At 64.1% G+C, this 17,606-nt stretch carries 23 protein-coding genes and 3 tRNA genes; 20 read left to right on the top strand and 6 right to left on the bottom strand.

Annotated features, from left to right (window positions below; translation table 11 throughout):
- Positions 1-11: 11 nt before the first annotated feature.
- A complete protein-coding gene (locus ACFWO3_RS16415) occupies positions 12-884 on the bottom strand; it encodes an ABC transporter permease (protein WP_378579599.1) in 873 nt (290 codons plus the stop codon).
- A gap of 48 nt (positions 885-932) precedes the next feature.
- Positions 933-1,517 (bottom strand): bacterial proteasome activator family protein, encoded by a 585-nt coding sequence (locus ACFWO3_RS16410; RefSeq protein ID WP_378579598.1) that lies wholly within the window; start codon positions 1,515-1,517, stop codon positions 933-935.
- Positions 1,518-1,657: 140 nt separating this feature from the next.
- Between ACFWO3_RS16410 and ACFWO3_RS16405 the strand changes: the two genes are divergently transcribed.
- Positions 1,658-2,860, top strand: coding sequence for a cysteine desulfurase-like protein (locus ACFWO3_RS16405; RefSeq protein ID WP_378579596.1), 1,203 nt, complete (start codon positions 1,658-1,660; stop codon positions 2,858-2,860).
- A gap of 22 nt (positions 2,861-2,882) precedes the next feature.
- On the opposite strand, the gene ACFWO3_RS16400 is transcribed toward ACFWO3_RS16405, so the two are convergent.
- Complete coding sequence (locus ACFWO3_RS16400) at positions 2,883-3,875, bottom strand: NAD(P)H-quinone oxidoreductase (RefSeq protein WP_378579594.1); 993 nt, start codon at positions 3,873-3,875, stop codon at positions 2,883-2,885.
- An 87-nt stretch (positions 3,876-3,962) separates the two neighbouring features.
- Between ACFWO3_RS16400 and ACFWO3_RS16395 the strand changes: the two genes are divergently transcribed.
- From ACFWO3_RS16395 to ACFWO3_RS16385, 3 genes are all read left to right on the top strand, one after another.
- Positions 3,963-4,454 carry a MarR family winged helix-turn-helix transcriptional regulator gene (locus ACFWO3_RS16395; protein WP_378579593.1) on the top strand — a complete coding sequence of 164 codons (492 nt, stop codon included), beginning with the start codon at positions 3,963-3,965 and terminating at the stop codon, positions 4,452-4,454.
- Between the two features lie 42 nt (positions 4,455-4,496).
- Positions 4,497-4,584, top strand: a tRNA-Ser gene (locus tag ACFWO3_RS16390).
- A gap of 199 nt (positions 4,585-4,783) precedes the next feature.
- Positions 4,784-5,785: an alpha/beta hydrolase gene (locus tag ACFWO3_RS16385; protein ID WP_378579592.1), complete on the top strand. Its 1,002-nt coding sequence runs from the start codon at positions 4,784-4,786 to the stop codon at positions 5,783-5,785.
- Positions 5,786-5,812: 27 nt separating this feature from the next.
- Here the strand turns inward: ACFWO3_RS16385 and hisC are convergent, their stop codons facing one another.
- On the bottom strand, positions 5,813-6,889 hold the full coding sequence (gene hisC, locus ACFWO3_RS16380; RefSeq protein WP_378579590.1) for a histidinol-phosphate transaminase: 1,077 nt from the start codon (positions 6,887-6,889) through the stop codon (positions 5,813-5,815).
- Between the two features lie 61 nt (positions 6,890-6,950).
- On the opposite strand from hisC, the gene ACFWO3_RS16375 reads away from it, so the two are divergent.
- From ACFWO3_RS16375 to ACFWO3_RS16365, 3 genes are all read left to right on the top strand, one after another.
- Complete coding sequence (locus ACFWO3_RS16375) at positions 6,951-7,670, top strand: dienelactone hydrolase family protein (RefSeq protein WP_378579588.1); 720 nt, start codon at positions 6,951-6,953, stop codon at positions 7,668-7,670.
- A 98-nt stretch (positions 7,671-7,768) separates the two neighbouring features.
- Positions 7,769-7,860, top strand: a tRNA-Ser gene (locus ACFWO3_RS16370).
- Between the two features lie 37 nt (positions 7,861-7,897).
- Positions 7,898-7,970, top strand: a tRNA-Arg gene (locus ACFWO3_RS16365).
- A 61-nt stretch (positions 7,971-8,031) separates the two neighbouring features.
- Here the strand turns inward: ACFWO3_RS16365 and xerC are convergent.
- Positions 8,032-9,075, bottom strand: coding sequence for a tyrosine recombinase XerC (gene xerC / locus ACFWO3_RS16360; protein WP_378579587.1), 1,044 nt, complete (start codon positions 9,073-9,075; stop codon positions 8,032-8,034).
- A 97-nt stretch (positions 9,076-9,172) separates the two neighbouring features.
- Positions 9,173-9,802, bottom strand: a complete 630-nt coding sequence (locus ACFWO3_RS16355; RefSeq protein WP_378579585.1) for a helix-turn-helix domain-containing protein — start codon at positions 9,800-9,802, stop codon at positions 9,173-9,175.
- Positions 9,803-9,907: 105 nt separating this feature from the next.
- On the opposite strand from ACFWO3_RS16355, the gene ACFWO3_RS16350 reads away from it, so the two are divergent.
- The 13 genes from ACFWO3_RS16350 to ACFWO3_RS16290 all read left to right on the top strand — a co-directional run bounded on the left by ACFWO3_RS16350 (position 9,908) and on the right by ACFWO3_RS16290 (position 17,216).
- Positions 9,908-10,108 (top strand): DNA-binding protein, encoded by a 201-nt coding sequence (locus ACFWO3_RS16350; protein WP_378579583.1) that lies wholly within the window; start codon positions 9,908-9,910, stop codon positions 10,106-10,108.
- A complete protein-coding gene (locus ACFWO3_RS16345; protein WP_378579581.1) occupies positions 10,108-10,479 on the top strand; it encodes a hypothetical protein in 372 nt (123 codons plus the stop codon). Before ACFWO3_RS16350 ends, ACFWO3_RS16345 begins: the two co-directional genes overlap by 1 nt.
- Positions 10,476-10,688, top strand: a complete 213-nt coding sequence (locus ACFWO3_RS16340) for a hypothetical protein (RefSeq protein ID WP_378579580.1) — start codon at positions 10,476-10,478, stop codon at positions 10,686-10,688. The genes ACFWO3_RS16345 and ACFWO3_RS16340 overlap by 4 nt, the downstream gene beginning before the upstream one ends.
- Positions 10,689-11,091: 403 nt before the next feature.
- A complete protein-coding gene (locus tag ACFWO3_RS16335; RefSeq protein ID WP_378579578.1) occupies positions 11,092-11,571 on the top strand; it encodes a hypothetical protein in 480 nt (159 codons plus the stop codon).
- A 113-nt stretch (positions 11,572-11,684) separates the two neighbouring features.
- Positions 11,685-12,917 (top strand): DUF3631 domain-containing protein, encoded by a 1,233-nt coding sequence (locus ACFWO3_RS16330; protein ID WP_378579576.1) that lies wholly within the window; start codon positions 11,685-11,687, stop codon positions 12,915-12,917.
- Complete coding sequence (locus ACFWO3_RS16325; protein ID WP_378579575.1) at positions 12,878-13,246, top strand: WhiB family transcriptional regulator; 369 nt, start codon at positions 12,878-12,880, stop codon at positions 13,244-13,246. Before ACFWO3_RS16330 ends, ACFWO3_RS16325 begins: the two co-directional genes overlap by 40 nt.
- Positions 13,243-13,422, top strand: a complete 180-nt coding sequence (locus tag ACFWO3_RS16320; RefSeq protein WP_378579573.1) for a hypothetical protein — start codon at positions 13,243-13,245, stop codon at positions 13,420-13,422. Before ACFWO3_RS16325 ends, ACFWO3_RS16320 begins: the two co-directional genes overlap by 4 nt.
- Positions 13,419-13,760, top strand: coding sequence for a hypothetical protein (locus ACFWO3_RS16315; RefSeq protein WP_378579571.1), 342 nt, complete (start codon positions 13,419-13,421; stop codon positions 13,758-13,760). The genes ACFWO3_RS16320 and ACFWO3_RS16315 overlap by 4 nt, the downstream gene beginning before the upstream one ends.
- Positions 13,757-14,140 carry a hypothetical protein gene (locus ACFWO3_RS16310; RefSeq protein ID WP_378579569.1) on the top strand — a complete coding sequence of 128 codons (384 nt, stop codon included), beginning with the start codon at positions 13,757-13,759 and terminating at the stop codon, positions 14,138-14,140. Before ACFWO3_RS16315 ends, ACFWO3_RS16310 begins: the two co-directional genes overlap by 4 nt.
- An 18-nt stretch (positions 14,141-14,158) precedes the next feature.
- Complete coding sequence (locus ACFWO3_RS16305) at positions 14,159-14,968, top strand: hypothetical protein (protein ID WP_378579539.1); 810 nt, start codon at positions 14,159-14,161, stop codon at positions 14,966-14,968.
- A 304-nt stretch (positions 14,969-15,272) separates the two neighbouring features.
- Entirely contained in the window at positions 15,273-15,635 is a 363-nt protein-coding gene (locus ACFWO3_RS16300; RefSeq protein WP_378579536.1) for a hypothetical protein, read from the top strand.
- 478 nt (positions 15,636-16,113) lie between these two features.
- The gene (locus ACFWO3_RS16295) at positions 16,114-16,365 is read left to right on the top strand and encodes a hypothetical protein (RefSeq protein WP_378579535.1); all 252 of its coding nucleotides are present in this window, start codon (positions 16,114-16,116) and stop codon (positions 16,363-16,365) included.
- A 242-nt stretch (positions 16,366-16,607) separates the two neighbouring features.
- Positions 16,608-17,216 (top strand): hypothetical protein, encoded by a 609-nt coding sequence (locus ACFWO3_RS16290; protein WP_378579534.1) that lies wholly within the window; start codon positions 16,608-16,610, stop codon positions 17,214-17,216.
- Positions 17,217-17,606: the final 390 nt, after the last annotated feature.

The raw sequence follows: 17,606 nt of genomic DNA, 5'->3' as shown, positions 1-17,606 counted from the left end.
ACTTGCTACCTCTAAACCCAGTAGGCGACGCGGGCACGGTACTTGCGCAGCGCGAACAGCGCCACTGCCCAGCCGACGACGGTGATGGCGAGGACGATGTACCAGTGGTACGCCTCCTGGTCCTGTCCGATCATCGGTGCGCGCACGATGTCGAGGAAGTGGAACAGCGGGTTGATCTCCGCGAGCTTGACACGCTCGGCCGCCTGTCCGCCCTGGGCTTCGAGACTCTGCGTGGTCCACATGATGGGGGTCAGGACGAACAACAGCAGGGTCAGACTGCCGAGGATAGGCCCGATGTCGCGGTAGCGGGTTGCGAAGATCCCGAAGACGATCGACACCCACAGGGCGTTGAGGACCAGTAGTGCCAGCGCAGGGATCGCTGCCAGAGACGTCCAGGTCAGGTCCCGCCACACCCCGAACGCCACCATCATGATCACGTAGATCACGAGGTTGTGCGCGAAGAACAGCAACTGTCGCCACACCAGGCGGTACACGTGCACGCTGAGCGGCGAGGGCAGCTGCTTGATCAGGCCCTCGTTCGCGATGAACACCTCGGAACCCTCGGTGATGCTGGCGTTGATGAGGTTCCAGACGATCAGGCCGACGGTCACGTAGGGCAAGAACTCGTCCAGCGGAATGTCGAGCAGGGCCGCGTAGAGCAGGCCGATCGCTGATGCCTGGACACCGGTTGCGATGGTGATCCAGAACGGGCCGATCACCGACCTGCGGTATCGCTGCTTGATGTCCTGCCAGCCGAGGCTCAACCACAGTTCCCGGTGGGCGAAGCCACCCTTCAGGTCCTTGAAGGCGCGACGGAACGTCTGCGAGTCGGAGTCGGGCTCGCCGGCGCCGGTGGCCTCGGATTCGATTGCGGATGCTGACACGGAGACCGAGCCTACCGTGGCCGTAACCGTTGATGATTTCGCCGGTTGCTACAGGTACTGGCCGGTGCCGGGGGTGTGGCGATCGTCCTCCGACGGTGTTGCCGTGCTCAACATCGCACCGGGAGGAAGTGCACCCTGTCGCATCTGCTCGAGCTGTGCACGTGCGGCCATCTGTTGAGCGAACAACGCGGTCTGGATTCCGTGGAAGAGACCTTCGAGCCAACCGACCAGCTGAGCCTGTGAGACGCGTAGTTCGGCGTCGGACGGGGTGCTGTCGTCGGTGAACGGAAGGGTGAGTCGCTCGAGTTCTTCACGAAGTTCCGGTGCCAGACCTTGTTCCAGTTCACGAATGGAGGACTTGTGGATTTCCTTCATCCGATTGCGGCTGGCGTCGTCGAGCGGAGCCGCGCGGACCTCTTCGAGGAGTTGCTTGATCATGGTTCCGATTCGCATGACCTTCGCGGGCTGCTCGACCAGATCCGACACCGTGTCCGGCCCGTCTTTTTCGCCGGCCTCCGCGGATTCGTTCCGGGTGTCGTTGTTCCGCGGTTTCTCGGTGCCGGCCGAGGAGCGGGTCGTCGGACGGCCGTGAGGGCCGATCACGACGACGTCTTCGTTTTCCGAGTTCGTCATGACTCCATCTTGTCTGGTTCGGCCCGCCTGTGTGGACCGGGACGGTGCGCTGTCCGCAGGGACGGGCCGGGCGGCGGGAATGTCGCGGCAACCGGCATCTGACTTCGCCCGCGTTGACTTCGGGTCCTAGAGTGTCGGTCATGGTTTACGACGTTGCCCGCGTTCGGGGACTGATCCCCTCACTAGGCGACGGTTGGATTCATTTGGACCCGCAAGCGGGGATGCAGATTCCCGATGCGGTCTCGCGCAGTGTCTCCACGGCGTTCCGGGCTTCCGCCTCGTCGGCCACCGGACGGCACGTGTCCAACAGGCGCAGCGCCGCAGTTCTCGACGCTGCTCGCATCGCGGTTGCCGATCTCGTCGGAGGTGATCCCGCGGGCGTCGTTCTGGGCGCAGATCGTGCGATCCTTCTCGCCTGGCTCGCCGAGTCGCTCAGCACCAGGCTCGGGCTCGGGACAGGGCTCGTGTTGTCACGGCTGGACGAGGAAGCGAACGTCGCCCCGTGGTTGCGGGTGGCCAATCGATACGGCGCCCAGGTCAAGTGGGCCGAGGTCGAAATCGAGACCTGTGAGCTTCCGGCCTGGCAGTTTCAGGATCTGATCACCAGCACCACCCGGCTCGTCGCGCTGACGGCAGCGTCTCCCATCGTGGGCTCGGCGCCGGACGTGCGTGCCGCCGCAGACCGTGTGCACGAAGTGGGCGGACTCATCGTCGTCGATGCGAAGGGTGCCGCGCCTTACGCGCACGTTGACATCGAGGAACTCGGCGCGGACGTCGTCGCGGTGAGTGCCACGGCGTGGGGAGGCCCACAGGTAGGCGCACTGGTGTTCCGTGACCCGACGCTGCTCGACCGCATCCCGGCAGTGTCGTTGAACCCGTACGCACGCGGCGCGGAGCGACTCGAAGTGGGCGAGCACCAGTTCGCGATGCTTGCCGGCCTCACCACGTCCATCGACTTCCTGGCCGGTCTCGACGACTCGGCCAAAGGTGATCGGCGCGAGAAGCTCGAGACGTCGATCAGCTCGCTGCAGAACTATCACGACTCCCTCTTCGAACGGCTCGTCGCGCACCTGCAGAGGTTGCCGCAGGTCATGGTGATCGGGCGGTCGCCGAGCCGGGTTCCCACGGTCAGCTTCACCGTCGACGGGGTTCCTGCCGACAAGGTCGCCACGCATCTCGCCGACAAGCGCATCGCCACGGTCAGCGGAACGCACGGCGGGTCCCGGCTCCTCGACGCTCTCGGTGTCAACGACGAGGGCGGCGCGGTCACAGTCGGCTTGGCGCCGTACACGACCCGTTACGAGATAGATCAGCTCGCGGCCGAGCTCTCGTCGTTGGGCTGAATCGGTTCACCCGGCGGCGGAGTCAGCGGCGGGGAATCGTCAGAATCACCTTGCCGACGGTGTCGGAAGAGTCGAGTCGTTCGTGTCCGCGCGCCGCTTCGGTGATGGGCAGCTCCGCGTGTATGACCGGGGCCACCGCGCCCTCCGCGACGAGCGGCCACAGTTTCGCTCGAACGTCCGCGACGATGCTCGCCTTGCCGGCGGTGCCGACGGGGGGTCGGCTGCGTAGACCGGCCGCGGTGACGTGGGCGCGCTTGCCGATCATCTTTCCGAGATCGAGTTCGGCCTTGACGCCGCCCTGCATGCCGATCACCACGAGCTGACCGTCCGCGGCGAGAACGTCGATGTTCCGATCGAGGTAGGCGGCGCCCATGTTGTCCAGGACGATGTCTGCGCCGTGACCGTCCGTGGCCTTTTTCAGTTCCTCGACGAAATCGGTGGAGCGGTAGTCGATGGTGATGTCCGCGCCGAGTTCACGGCACCTGGCGAGCTTGTTCTCGTAGCCCGCGGTGACGGCGACCGTCGCGCCGAGTGCCTTTCCGACCTGGATGGCGTGAGTGCCGATTCCGCTGCCGCCCCCGTGGACCAACAGCACGTGTCCGCGGTGCAGACCCGCGCCCATGACGAGGTTCGACCACACCGTGCACGCGACCTCGGGGAGCGCGGCCGCGGCCATCAGGTCCACGCCTTCGGGCAAAGGGAGCAGTTGGGAGGCCGGAACCAGAACCTTCTCCGCGTAGCCGCCGCCCGAGAGCAGAGCACACACCTTGTCGCCCACGGCCCAGTCCGTGACATCCTCCGCGACCTCGGCCACGATGCCCGAGCACTCCAGACCGAGAACCTCGCTCGCGCCCGGGGGCGGTGGATAGAGGCCACGGCGCTGCAGCAGATCTGCGCGGTTGATGCCGGCCGCCGCGACGTCGACGATCACGTGTCCCGGCTCGATCACCGGATCGGGGTGCTCGGACCAGCTCAGCGTGTGGGATTCGGTGGAGTCGATCGCGATGGCGTACATGTCGTCGACGTTATCGAAGGCTCACTCGGTTGCGTCGATGTTGTGAGATCACCTTCCCGCACTCTGAAATCCGGCCGCACCCCTAGAATGTTGCGTGTGACAACGGATCGAACGGACGCGAATGTGGAGCCGAACTGGCTCACGCCCGCGGAGCAGCGTGCCTGGCGGGGGTACATGGACGGCAACCAGCGGTTGATGGAGGTGCTCAACCGTGATCTACAGGATTTCCACGATCTGTCCTTGGCGGATTACCGAATTCTCGTGCTCTTGTCGGAATCGCCGGACGGATCGCTGCGTATGAGCGATCTGGCGGACGGGGTGTTGTCGTCGCGGAGCCGACTCACGCACCAGATTCGTCGCATGGAGAATGAGAAAATGGTCACCCGGGACACGTGCGTCGAGGACGGTCGCGGGGTTCTCGCCGTCATCACCGACGAGGGTCGGCGCCGCCTCGCGACGGCGGCACCCACACATGTCGCCGGAGTTCGCCGGAACCTGGTCGATCTGCTCACCAAGACGCAGTTGAAGGTCCTCGCCGAGGTCTTCGAACGCGTGGACAGGGCAATCGGCAGCCGCTGACCGGTTGTCGAGAAGGGGTGTCCTACCGATAGGATCGCCCACGGAAGCGTGGCAGAGCGGCCGAATGCACTCGCCTTGAAAGCGAGCGTGGGTAAAACCACCGGGGGTTCAAATCCCTCCGCTTCCGCCAGAATCGAGCCCCACCTGAACGGACGACCGTGCAGGCGGGGCTCGATTCGTTCGACGGGTAAGCCTGTGGAATCACCGCGTTCGCGCCGAATGAGACCAGACGGGGTTACCCACGAGTCACAAAGTTGTGGTGTTGGGTTGACCAGGGCTCATTCGTACTGTGCAATTGCTGTTCATCACACTCGGGGAAGAGGATCTGAATGCGTCGTCGTGTATTGGCTGCTGTCGGGACGGCGTTGACGCTGTCCCTCTTGGGAGGCGGCCTCACGGCGAATGCCGATCCCGCGCCTACGCCTGGCCCCACCATCGATTCGGTGAAGGTCGAGCGGGTAGACGAACTGACTCCGACGCGCAGTGCCGTGTTCATCGAATCGCCTGCGATGCAGCGGGTCATTCAGGTTCAGGTTCTTCACCCGGCCGGTGGAGGTTCCAGGCCCTCGCTGTACATGCTCGACGGTGTCAGTGCGGGTGAAGAGTCCAACTACACCGAGAGCACCTGGACGCAGAAGACGGACATCGTCGACTTCTTCTCCGGCAAGAACGTCAACGTCGTGCTTCCCGTCGGCGGGATGGGTTCGTACTACACGAACTGGAACCGGCCCGACCCCGTGCTCGGCATCAACCAGTGGGAAACGTTCCTCACGCAGGAACTGCCTCCGATCATCGATTCCAAGTTCAACGGCAACGGCACCAACTCGATTGCCGGCGTCTCGATGGGTGCGATGGGTGCGGGCAACCTGATCACCCGCCATCCGAACATGTATCAGGGGCTTGCGGCGTTCAGCGGTTGCCTCGACAACACCCAGCCGAGTTCACGTGAGTCGGTGCGCGGCACAGTTGCTTACAAGGGTGGCGACGTGTTGAACATGTGGGGGCCGGACTCTGACCCGGCGTGGAACGAGCACGACCCCACCCGTCACGCCGAGCAGTTGCGCGGCAAGGACATCTACATCTCCACCGGCAACGGTCTGCCCGGCCCGCACGAGCGGTCCGCCGGCGGCGATCTCGCGTCGGCCATCGCTGTCGGTGGTCCTCTCGAGGCCGCTGCGTACCTCTGCACGCAGACCTTCCAGAAGCGTCTCGACGAGCTGCAGATCCCGGCCACGTTCACCTACCACAACTGGGGCACGCACTCATGGCCGTACTGGCAGGACGAGCTGAAGGCTGCATGGCCGGTGCTGAAGAGGTCGCTGGGGCTGTAGCCCCATCGCCTCACTTCGGCGATCCGATCAAGCGCGGAGCTTGGCACCTGCCAGGGTCCGCGCTTCGTCTTTGGTGGCGAAGGCGAGGAAAGCATCGTTCTCGTGTGCGTCGCCGATGGTGACGCGCACGCCGTCGTCCCCGTAGGGACGCACCAGAACGCCCGCTTCCGCGCTGGCTGCTCCGAAGGCCCCGGATCGTTCCTCGAGCGGCAGGTACACGAAGTTCGCGGCCGTCTGCGGGACGTCGTAACCGGCGGCGATCAGAGCATCACGTACCCGTTCGCGTTCGGCGATGACGCCGTCCGTCCGAGCAAGTAGTTCGTCGCTGGCCTCGAGGGAGGCGATCGCCGCCACCTGAGCGAGCGTGTTGACGCTGAACGGGATGTGCACCTTGCCCAGCGCGGTGATGATGGACGGGTCGGCCACTGCGTAACCCACCCGGATTCCGGCGAGTCCGTATGCCTTCGAGAAGGTGCGGAGTACCACCACATTGGGACGCCCCGGCAGGAGGGTGATGCCGTCCGCGTCGGTCCGGTTGTACTCGAAGTACGCCTCGTCCAGGGCAACCACGACGTGGTCCGGAACTGCGTCGAGGAAACGCTCGAGTTCGGCTCGTCCCAATGAACGGCCGGTCGGGTTGTTGGGGTTGCACACGAACACCAACCGAGTGCGATCGGTGATCGCCGCGAGCATGGCGTCGAGGTCGTGACCGTAGTCCGCGGTCAGGGGCACCTGTACCGGTACGGCGCCGGCCACCTTCGTCACCACCGGGTAGGCCTCGAACGAACGCCACGCGTAGACGACCTCATCGCCGTCCTTGCACGTCGCATGGGTCAGCTCCTGGCACAGGCTGACCGAACCGCAACCGGTGGCGATGTTCTCCCGCGGAACGTTCAGCGAAGCCGCCAAGGCGTCGATCAGGGCAGTCGCACCGTTGTCCGGGTACCGGTTCGCGGACGTGACCGCCGCCGCGATCGCGTCCTGCACGCCGGGCAGCGGAGAGGAAGTCGTCTCGTTGCTGGCGAGCTTGATGGCACCGGGAAAGTTCTTGCCCGGAACGTAGGCGGGAATCGAGTCGAGGTCTGTCCGAGTCCGAGTGGTCACGATGCGATTATGCGCTCCGTGAGGTGATGCGTCGGCGGCCCGTCCGTGCCAAGGTGGTTGTATGTCGGGAATCTTCGAGGACAGCGCGCAATTGCGCGTGGTCGGGGGGTCTTCGGACGCTCCTGGACGTGTCCCTCTCACCGCGGTCGAGCCGGACGGACCGGCCCGCGGCGGCATTGTGGTTCTTCACGAGTCTCGCGAGTTCACCGAGCAGTTTCTCGAACTGATGAAGTCGCTGGCGATGGAAGGTTGGGTCGCAGTCGCACCGCACCTGTTCCATCGCGAACCCGCGCACAGCTGCGCCGAGGTCTTCGGAGACCATCTGTTCTCCGACTTCGACGCCACTTTCGACTGGCTCGTCGGTCGCGGCGTGTATGAGGACTGCATCGGAGTTCTCGGGTTCGACGACGCGGGCACCGCGGCCTTCCTGGTCGCCACTACGCGGCGTATCGGAGCGGCCGTCAGTGTCGCCGCACCCGGCATCCTCGAACCGATAGCGGACGATGCCACCGCGCTCGTCAACGCGGCCCCGGCACTGCAGGTGCCGTGGTTGGGTCTGTACGGAGAAGACGATCCGTCGATACCACTCGATCATGTAGAACAGCTCCGTGAGGCGGCGGGCAAGGCTCAGGTTGCGGCTCTCGTTGTCAGCTACGAGGGTTTCGCGCATCGCGCCGACGAACCGCCAGAGGTTCCCAACGCCGAAGACGACCCACTCGCCGAAGCCATCCTGGACGCCCAACGAAGAATCTTCGACTGGTTCGACAGTAACCTGCGCTGACAACCTCCGTTAACCCTGTGACCACACGTTTTGCCTTTGTGGTGAAAAGGTGTGTAATCTTTCCGCTCGGCGGTCCGAAGGGATCGGAACCACCCCAGGGAGGCGTGCCAGAGCGGCCGAATGGGACTCACTGCTAATGAGTTGTCCCTTTTGCGAGGGACCGGAGGTTCAAATCCTCTCGCCTCCGCCACACCGGTGATAGTTGGCCGGCACAAAATTGAAGACTCGCGCCCGTAGCTCAACGGATAGAGCACTTGACTACGGATCAAGAGGTTAGGGGTTCGAATCCCTTCGGGCGCACTCAAAGCCCCAGGTTATCCACTGTTTTTGACGGCTGGAAGGCCTGGGGCTTTTTCGTGCTTCACCCCGTAACCACCCCTATTCGTGGTGCCAGCGTCCCGAGCACGTCCGCGACCTCTGGGCCCACGTCCGGCCGGTCGATGTAGTGCCGTTCGGTGACAGCGGTCCCGGAGTGTCCGAGTTGCCTCGACGCGGCTTCAACCCCGAGTGCGTGGTCCACCGTGGTCGCTGCCAACCGTCGCAACGCACGCAATGTGATGTGCTCGAGGTCTGCGGGCCTCGCCTCTCGAAGTTGGCGGTCCAGATTGGCTCGGCTCCGCACCGTTCCAGTCCCCGACGGAAATACCAGCCCGGTCAACTCGACAACGGGATCGTCCAAGCGTCGCCCTAGCGCGTCGACAACGAACGCGGGCAACTTCACGGTCCGGTGACCCTTCCGAGTCTTCGGTGTCGGTTGCCTCTGATTGCCGACCACGGTGCCGGCCACCGTGAGCCGTGCCCCCTCGAGGTCGACATCGACCAGTCGCAGAGCCAGGACTTCACCGGGGCGTAGCCCGGTCCCGAGAACCACGTCGACTACCTCGAGCAGCCCAGCGCCGCGACGCGGACCCATCCGGTTGCCGCCACACCACTCCTCGATGGCAGCTCGGTACCGGTGAACGTCCTCGATGGTCGGAACCTCGACGCCATTCGACCGTGCACGAACTGTGGACGTATCCCGAACCGGGTTGACCTCGACCAAGTCCAGACGCGCCGCATACGCAAACGCAAGCATCAGAACGGTTCTGACCCGCTTGCGGATCCCGTCGCCCTCGATGCCGCGCAGATACCGATCGAGCGTTCCGACCGTGGCCTCACGGATACGAACCGAACCGATGCCCTTGCTGATATGCCCCTCGACAGCAGAACGGTAGTCGCCGATCGTCTGTGGGCGTCGGCTCCCATCGTCGGCATGCGCCAACCAGTCGGTGAGCAACTCCTCGACCGTCGAGTCGGGGGTGAGGGTGTCGCCGCCCATCTGCCTGCGCCTGTCCCGCAAGTAGGTGGTGAGTGCCGCCTCAGCTTTCGGCCCAGTGGTCGCGAACCGTTCGAAGCGTCGGGTCACGCCGTCGAGATCGCGGTATTTTGCGCGTGCGCGCCACCGGCCGGGTTCTACCTCTTGCCGGGTGACTCTTCCCCAGGTGCCCAGGGGGAGTGGCTGTCTAGGCATCGCCCGTGGCCCGTTTCAACCGAGCCTCGACATCGTGCAGAACCTGTTGTGCCTCAGCCAACAGGCTGCCTGCGACTTCATAGCTCAGCTTCGCTTCCGCCGTCTCGTCGCCCCACTGCGGACTTCCCGACTTGCTTGCGATCTCTTGTTCCTCTGCGAGTCGTTCGGCGGCTTCCTCCGCGCCGCGCCGTGCGGCGTCGACAACATCCCGCGCCGCCAACCACGTCCAAGTCTCGGCGAGTGGACCGTCTCCTGGTCGACGCCATACCCACCCGACTTGATCGTCGAGGTACTTGGGATCGTGCTTGCCTGCGACCCACTCCACGGCTTCGTGGCTGGTGACCTCGCGGCCGGGCCACACGTCCACCCGCCCTTCGGGAAGATCGGGGTAGAGCAGTTGAAGCGGAGGCACCTCCAGTGCGGCGCCAAGGATGAGTAGCTCTGCAACAGCAATGTTTCGACGCCTACCCGTCTCCAATTCTGAGATCGTCGCTCGACCGACTGCATGTCCGAGTTGAGCGGTGCGGTCAGCCAATGCCTTTGCTGACCATCCACGCGCTGATCTCGCAGCCTTGACTGCTTCGCCGATTCGGGCCGTAGTGTTTTCATCCCATGTCGCCATTTCATCAGAATACGCATAGCTTGCAGAATTCTCGACTCTGTGCTGTTATGGTCGTCAGTGCAGCAAACAGGCAGAATATTGATGACATCGCGACATGGAGATGAAATGAACCAGACCGAACTCGACAAACTGGGCGTAGCCACCGACCTCAGAACCGCGGCTCGAATCATGGGCCTTGGCGTGTCCACCGCGTACGAACTGGCACGGAAGAACGAATTTCCGGTGCCCGTAATCCGGGCAGGCAGCCGCTACATCGTGCCAACAGCGCCACTGCGCGCGCTGCTCGGTGTTGGCGGTGCTGCCTGATGTTCGACGTAACCCCCGACGAGCTGCGTCGAGGTGCGGCAGCGGCCCGACGATTCGGAGACGAGCACCTGGCCGCGATCTACGAGGCCGACGCCGACCGCCTTGAACAGCAAGAAGCCCCCGCCGTAAACCCCGTGGCTGCAACCACGGGCGACGAGGGCCGAACCAACCCGATCACCGAAGAAGGAGCAAGTTCTGTGTCCACCGTAACCGACACTCTCGCCGATCACATAGGCCCCGACTGGGACGACCTCGCGGTGTTCGAGCGCGAGATTCTGACCGAGGCGTACGCCGGGGGAATCAGCCTCGAGCTGCTCCGGTATCTCACCACGAACACCGTCGTCAACCGCCGCGCCGAGGTGGGCGCATGATCCCCGGAGTCACCGCCCGCACGTCCCCTCATTTCGATGACGTCGTGGTGGTGCAGACCGGGGCGGCATACATGCACCTGCAGGAAGATCAGGCCCGCGCTCTCGCTGGCGAGATCCTCGACGCGCTTAACCAACTGGATAAGCGCCGGGAGCTGCACCGCGACGAGGCCCGCGTACGCGCCGAGGCTGAGGTCAGGGAGGGACTGTGAGCGGTCTCGAGGTGGTCCTCGTCGTCCTGCTCGGCACCCAATCGGCTCTGTGGCTGATCTGTGACTTCCGGGGGTGGTCTCGCCACAACTGATGCGTGTTCGTAAGGGCCCGGTGCAACGAAATCTTACGAACGTCCCGGGGCCGGCTTCTTTTGCCAGAGGCCCGGCCCCGGGGCCCTCACCGAAAGGGATACCCCTAGATGGTATCGAAGAAGCAAGACCAACACTTCGACGAAACAGTCGTCGACCCCGCCGATCGCCTACTCATGGCCGCCCTACGCGGAGGAACGTTCCGCCTCGCCGTCCAATGCGACGTCTGCGGAACCTGGCTCGTCGCCGCGCAGTCCGTAAAACGGCATCGTGGGCCCGTCTGCTCCAAGCGTTCGGCGGGAGGCGATGCAGCATGATCCAGCCCATCGGACCCACCCCGACACCCGAAATCGCACTCCTCGGTGCGCTCGTCTACACCGAAAACATCAACACGACAACAATTCTCGAACAAGTGCACACACTCGACCTCGACGAGACCGGCGCGGCCGCCTGCCTCGAGGCGATCAGTCACCTGGCACACCAGGGGCACGACCACGGCCCGGTCGCCATCGCCGACCACCTCGGACGACTCGGGAAGCTCACCGAACCAGCACGAAAGGCCCTGTTGGACGCCACCACGGCCGGAAGCGAACCTCTCGCCGTCCGCCAGCTTGCGGCTGCGGTTGTCGCGGCATCCCTCCGCCGCCGTTTCGAATCGGCAGGCAAGGCGTTGGTCGAAGGCGCATCTGTCGCACCCGAGCATGATCTTGTTCCGCTGGTTCGGTCGATCGGTACCGCCATCGTCAAGCACGCCGACCGGTTGCGGGTCCTGCGCGGGGAGGTTTCCGCGTGAAGATCAAGGGTGACGAACTGCTCGACGACATCCGTGCTGCAATCAGCCGCTACTGCATACTCCCGTCCGACCATGCCCTCGTGGCAGTCACATTGTGGTTGGCCGCAACCCACATGACGACAGCGTTCGAATATGCGCCTCGTCTGGTGCTGCGGTCAGCGGAGAAGCGATCCGGAAAGTCCCGACTGCTAGAGGTCCTCGACGCGCTGGTGTTCGAACCGCTCCGCGCGGTCAATGCCACCGTGTCGTACATCTTTCGCAGTCTCGACGCCGATCCGCCGCCGACGCTCATGCTCGACGAAGCGGACACGATCTTCGGCACGAAGGTGCGGGCAGAGCAGAACGAAGAGTTGCGCGGCCTGCTCAATGCCGGATTCCAGCGCGGACTTCCGTTCGGTCGCACGGTCGGACCGCACCACATGCCTACGGAGTTCGAAACGTTCTGCATGGCCGCGCTCGCCGGTATCGGGAAGATGCCCGACACTATCGAAGACCGAGCAATCGTCGTGGTAATGCGCCGCCGCAAGCCGTCCGAGACCGTGCAGCCGTTTCGCACGCGTCGCGACCGGCCCGCGCTCGAGGATCTTCGACAGAGCCTTTCGGAATGGGCCGCGCAAGTGATCGACAAGGCAACGGGATTCGAGCCCGCCGATCTTGGTATCGAAGACCGTGCCGCCGACGTGTGGGAACCGCTTGTCACGGTGGCGGACATGGCGGGTGGGCGCTGGCCCGCGCTGGCCCGCCAAGCCGCGGCTGCACTGGTTGCCGAGGCCGAAGAGGACGAGGAAGCGTCGTCGCTGAATGTTCGGCTGCTCGCAGATATCCGCGATGTCTTCGCTTCCCTGCACGCGTCATTCCTCAAGTCGGACGCGCTCTGTAATCAGCTCCAGCAAGTCGAAGAGTCGCCGTGGAAACAGTTCGAATTGAATCCCTCGAGGCTCGGCCACCGACTCCGCGAGTACGGAATTAAGACCGGCCACAACTCCGCGAAAACCGAACGCGGATACCGACTGATCGACTTCCAAGATGCGTTCGAACGCTACGTTCCGGCCGCTAACCCGTCCGAAGGTGTCCAGAGGCGTCTAAATGGCTCTGACCAGCAAAAAGCTACGGACGCCTTGGAAACGTCGGACGCCTTGAAGGTGTCCGTAGAAACAAAGGCGTCCCACGATAACAGCAGCTCAGACCATATAAGTACGCCTTCGGACGGCTTCGGACACCATAGCGCCGGGAAACAGTCAAAGACGCCCGTTTCTGACTCTCCAACCGCGCCAGAAGTCCACACTCCGGGCCGCAAGCCGGGGCAGTGGCTCGGCTCGGGAAAGCGCGTCGGAGGTGCCCAGTGACCGGCCGCAAAGCAGGTGCCTCCCGAGGCAACCCCGGCCAAGGCCGTTGGCCGTCCCGAGTGTCCACCCTCGAAGCCCTTGTTGACGTGCGACTCACAGGTGCCTCGTGCGCGGGCCGTGCCCCACTGTTCGATGACCAGCTCGACGGCGAATCCGATGCCCAACGCCACGTACGCCTCACGAAAGCCGCTGAGGTCTGCCACACGTGCCCGGTGCGGATTGCTTGCGCGACAGCCGCCCTCGAACACCAAGCCACCGGACTGTGGGCCGGACGCATCCGCAACCCAGCCGGGAACCCCGGCAGACCACGAAAGGCGGCGACCGCATGAAGCTCATAGCCCAACGCCGTCGTCTCGTGCGCCTGCATCACCACCCCGCCACCGACCACCCGGTGCGCCTGCTCGTCGCCGGCACCGAACTAGGACTCGACTACACCGAGGCTCTGGTCTTAGCCGACCGCATCGTCGACTTCGTAGAAACCCACCGACCCCAGGAGAAGCAATGACCAACCAGATCCCCGAGAACGCCCTCATCGTCGACGACAACGGCTCGCCCATTGCGATGATGAACATCGACCAGGTTCAGATGCAGGCGATCCAACTCGGCAACGAGATGGCCGCAGCCTGCCATGACCACGACGCCCTCGACGCCCTCTCCGAGAAGTGGATCAACCGCGTCGGTGTGGATGCGTTCGGCTGCGTCGCGGCCGGAGCACTGCGCCATGTCGTTGCAGACATCCTCGACCCGAGCTTGCACGTCCTCGAGCAGGTCGCACCCGGCATGCCCTCGATGCGTGGCAAGCTCGCCAAGATTGCTGCCGAGGACCTGACGGAGAAGCGATGAGCACACCACCAGTGCAACGCCTCGGAAGAGCGGTCCTCCTCCAAGGCCGCGCCCTCGACCTCGCATACCTCGCCACTGCGGCCACAACACGCATACTCACCGAACGCCACCAACCCATCCCAGGCGGCATGACCGAACTCGTCGCCACACTGAAACACGCTGTGTCGCAACAACGACACAACGACGACGCACCAACACCACGATACGCAACATCAGAGCATGACCGCATCACCGTCAGCGAAGCCGCCGAACTCCTCGGCGTCACACCCCGCACGGTTCAACGCCTCGCCCGAACCCTCGAAGGCCGCAAGTTCGCCGGGTGCTGGACATTCGACCCCGCCCTCGTCACCGAGTACCGCAGCCTCCGCAACACCCACTGACACCAGGAGACAACCCCAGTGAAGACCGCCAACCCCCTCGACGAACTCACCCGCATCACCCGAAGCTTCGAACTCATCACCCAACGGCCCTGGGACACAAAAGCACTCGACGCACTACCCACCCTCGCCGCAGTAGGCATCACCCCCGAACCCGGTACCCTCACCGCCCTCGACACACACCGCACCACCCGAGAAGCCCTCGACCGCACCACCCGAGAACTCGCACCCCCACCACTCGACACCGATCCCCGCACCGACAACTACGCCCACCGAATCCGCGAACACATCATCGGCCAACACATCACCGAACACGCCGCACCCATCATCAGCCGGCACCGCTTCACCGCCGCCGCCCGCGTCGCACAAGCAATCGTCGCCGACGCACCCGCCATGCTCGACCAGTTACAGACCATCTACGAGGACAAGCATTCCGACATCCTCGGAGCCGAGGACCCCGCCACCTCCACCATCCTCCGAGCAGAACGACAGATCCTCACACAGAAACTCGCGCAAGCACACAACCTTCTCCTCGACCTGAACACACCCCACAATCGGCGCTTCGATCACTACGCAGAACCGTACTTCCGAACGCACTCGTGGACAGGACAGCAGTACCAACAGCTCGTCGACAGCACAGGAGCAAGACTCACCCTCCAACGAGACCCCTCCATCTGGCACGCGGCGGCACGCATAGGCACACCCATCAACCTGGCGCGCACCCACGACGACCCGAACACCCGATACCAGGCCGCCCACCACCACACCGACTTCGAAGCCGCCGAGACCGCTCGTGAACGAGCCCGACGTGCGGCCATCCGCATCTTCTGATGCCACCCCACACCTCTCGCCGGGAGGCCGGACCCAGAACCAGCCCCAGCGAGACCGCCGACGGCACGCAGCTTTCGATTCCTTTCCCTGCGTGCCGTCGGCACCCCCACCACCGCAACCACGGTCATCACTACCGCGGTTACCCCACCCTCACCGCCTCGACCCACCCCACACAGCCCGCCCGGCTCCGACGAACCCACCCCCAGGGGCACCACCCCTCCCCCCGGGGTGAGTTCGCACGGAGGGCATAGCCGCTCAGGCTCGCTGCACTGCAACGGGAAACCACCAGGAAGGACACCACGACATGCGTAGACCGAGGACCGCGGCCGGTAAACGGCTCGTCGATGGTCAGACCGAAAACCTGCACCGTGCTGGGACGGAACTCGGCACACATTTGGTGTGGACCGAGTCGGAAGAGGCGATCCTCGAGCGTGCGGGGGAGACAGTCGATCGTGCGGAGAAGCTGAGGAAGTTGCTCGATTCCGAGCTGAGGGCCGACGAGCCCCGGCCCGCGGTGACGGTGAAGTTGTCAGCGGAGATCCGTGCGCTCGACCGTCTGGTGGTCGATCTGATCGGACGTCTGAATCCTGAGGGGACGGAACGGCCGAAGTCGCAACGTCATGTTCGTGCCGCTCGCCGCCGCTGGGACAAGGCTGGTGGAGCCTGATGGCGCGGGTGGCCGGCCCCGGTGCCCGTGTCCCTCGTGGTGGTGATGTGCCGCCGAGCGAGTGGCCCGATTGGGTGTTGGGATTCGATCGTGGGTGGCATGACGATGTGGCTCGGTGGGAACAGATCCGCGCTGAGTGGATGGCGTGGAAACGCCGCCGCGCGGTCTGGGCTGCGGAGAATGCACCACGGTTCACCAGTGAGGCGGCCAGGCAGGAACGCCGTCGTCGGTGCCGCCCGAGCTGGTGGTGAGGCCTACCGATCCCTGGGGGAGCGCTGGATCTGATTGCGTCGGGGGTGGACGTGCGCCGTGAGGTGTTGTTCGGTGTCGCCCCGCCCGGTCGTCGACGGGTGCGACGGACCCGTGGCCGCCGACGATGCTGCACCCTGACCTTCACCTGATCCCCGTAAGCGGCACCGAGTTCGAGCCCTCGTGTCAGACTTAGACACTCGACCCGAGTCGTCCGAGGAAGGCCGTCATGACAACACTGTTGGTGCTCGTCGCTTTGATCGCCGTCGCGATTGCCAGCTACTTCCTCATCTCCACGTTGTTGTGGCGCCGCACTGTCGCTCGCCGTCAGGCACGCGGGAAGGCATCGCTCCTCGCGGCACGCGCCCGGATACAGAATGCCCAGTGGCTTGCCGACGACGAGCGCGGCACCTATGGCGGGTACCGACCGGCACGCCCCTACGCACCGCCCGATCTACCGCCGACAACCGATCCTCGGTAACCAGCATCATTGACCGACTGTCCGTCACAGATGATTCGGTTGTAACGAATGAGTACCACGGTTGAAAGGGTGCACCGACCTACCCAAACGCCGAGAACGTCGCTCAGAATCGTGTACAGCGGCAGCTTTGCCAGATATTCCACGCGCTCCGCTGCAAGTCTGGAAGATGCGCCACTCTGTGCAGGTCAGTTGGGGTACCTTACAGACCCACCAACTGACAGAACTTACGTATCGAGGTAGCGTTGAGTCATGACAACCATTCGCCAGCGACCCACCCCGAGCCGGAATCCCGTCCGGTCGGTGCAGCGCGGCCTGGACAGGTTGACGACATCTCCGACCAGACGAGTCCGCTCAATGCGGATAAAGATGGAGAAGTCGGACAACGATCGCCAGCGCCGGTACGAGGCGACATCGAAGCAAATCGGCGAGAGCCTGCACGTCCTGGCGACTCAGCTCCGGACACAGAGCAGGTAATCGAGCAGCTCGAGGTATTAGCTGAGAGATTCTCCTCAGAACTTTCGTGGTCAGGCCCGCTGGCCCATCACGCCGATATGGTCGAATACCAGAAGCTGGTCCCCGATGCGCCCGAGCGCATCTTTCGGATGGCCGAAGTGCAGACCGTTGATAAATCCGCCCGTCTTGACAAGCTGGCGGAAGCCGAGATCGACCAAGCCAAGTCAGATCGGTCCTCTGCGACCGCTTTTCTGCTGATCTTCACCATCGCCTCAATCGTGTTCTTTGCGATTGGGAATGTCGTCGCCGGAGCGTGCTTCATGTCGATCCCCGTCTTGGGCGTGATCAAGACTATGTGGATGGGGCCGGGGTCCAAGTCGGACAGCACCACTGACTGACCGCCAAGCTCGGTCCTGGCCGTAACGGCGGCCGCGCCACCCCTTTACCACCCCGAAACGGACGGTAGTGAGGCGTTCTGGCTGGAAAAACCGGCCACGAATATCGCTTTGAACTGCGAATATTGGAACAGGCGGAGTAGTGGCAACGATTCGAGTATTTCAAGAGGTTAGGGGTTCGAATCCCTTCGGGCGCACCACCGAGTGCCCTGGCAGATGCAACGTCTGCCAGGGCACTCGCTGTATCTGCATCCCCCTCACCCGACCAATGTCACCGCGGTTCACGTGAGGCGAACCTGTGATGCTCCTATGTTTCGTCAAGGGCGGGTTGGGGTGTCGTTCGGTGGGTCAGGAGTTGGTAGATCTCGCGGGCGACGGCGCGTTTGAGGCAGC

This window comes from Rhodococcus sp. NPDC058521 (assembly GCF_042719695.1).
Classification (GTDB): domain Bacteria; phylum Actinomycetota; class Actinomycetes; order Mycobacteriales; family Mycobacteriaceae; genus Rhodococcus_F.
Note: the sequence above shows the minus strand (reverse complement) of the source record. Positions and strands in the feature narration are given on the sequence as shown.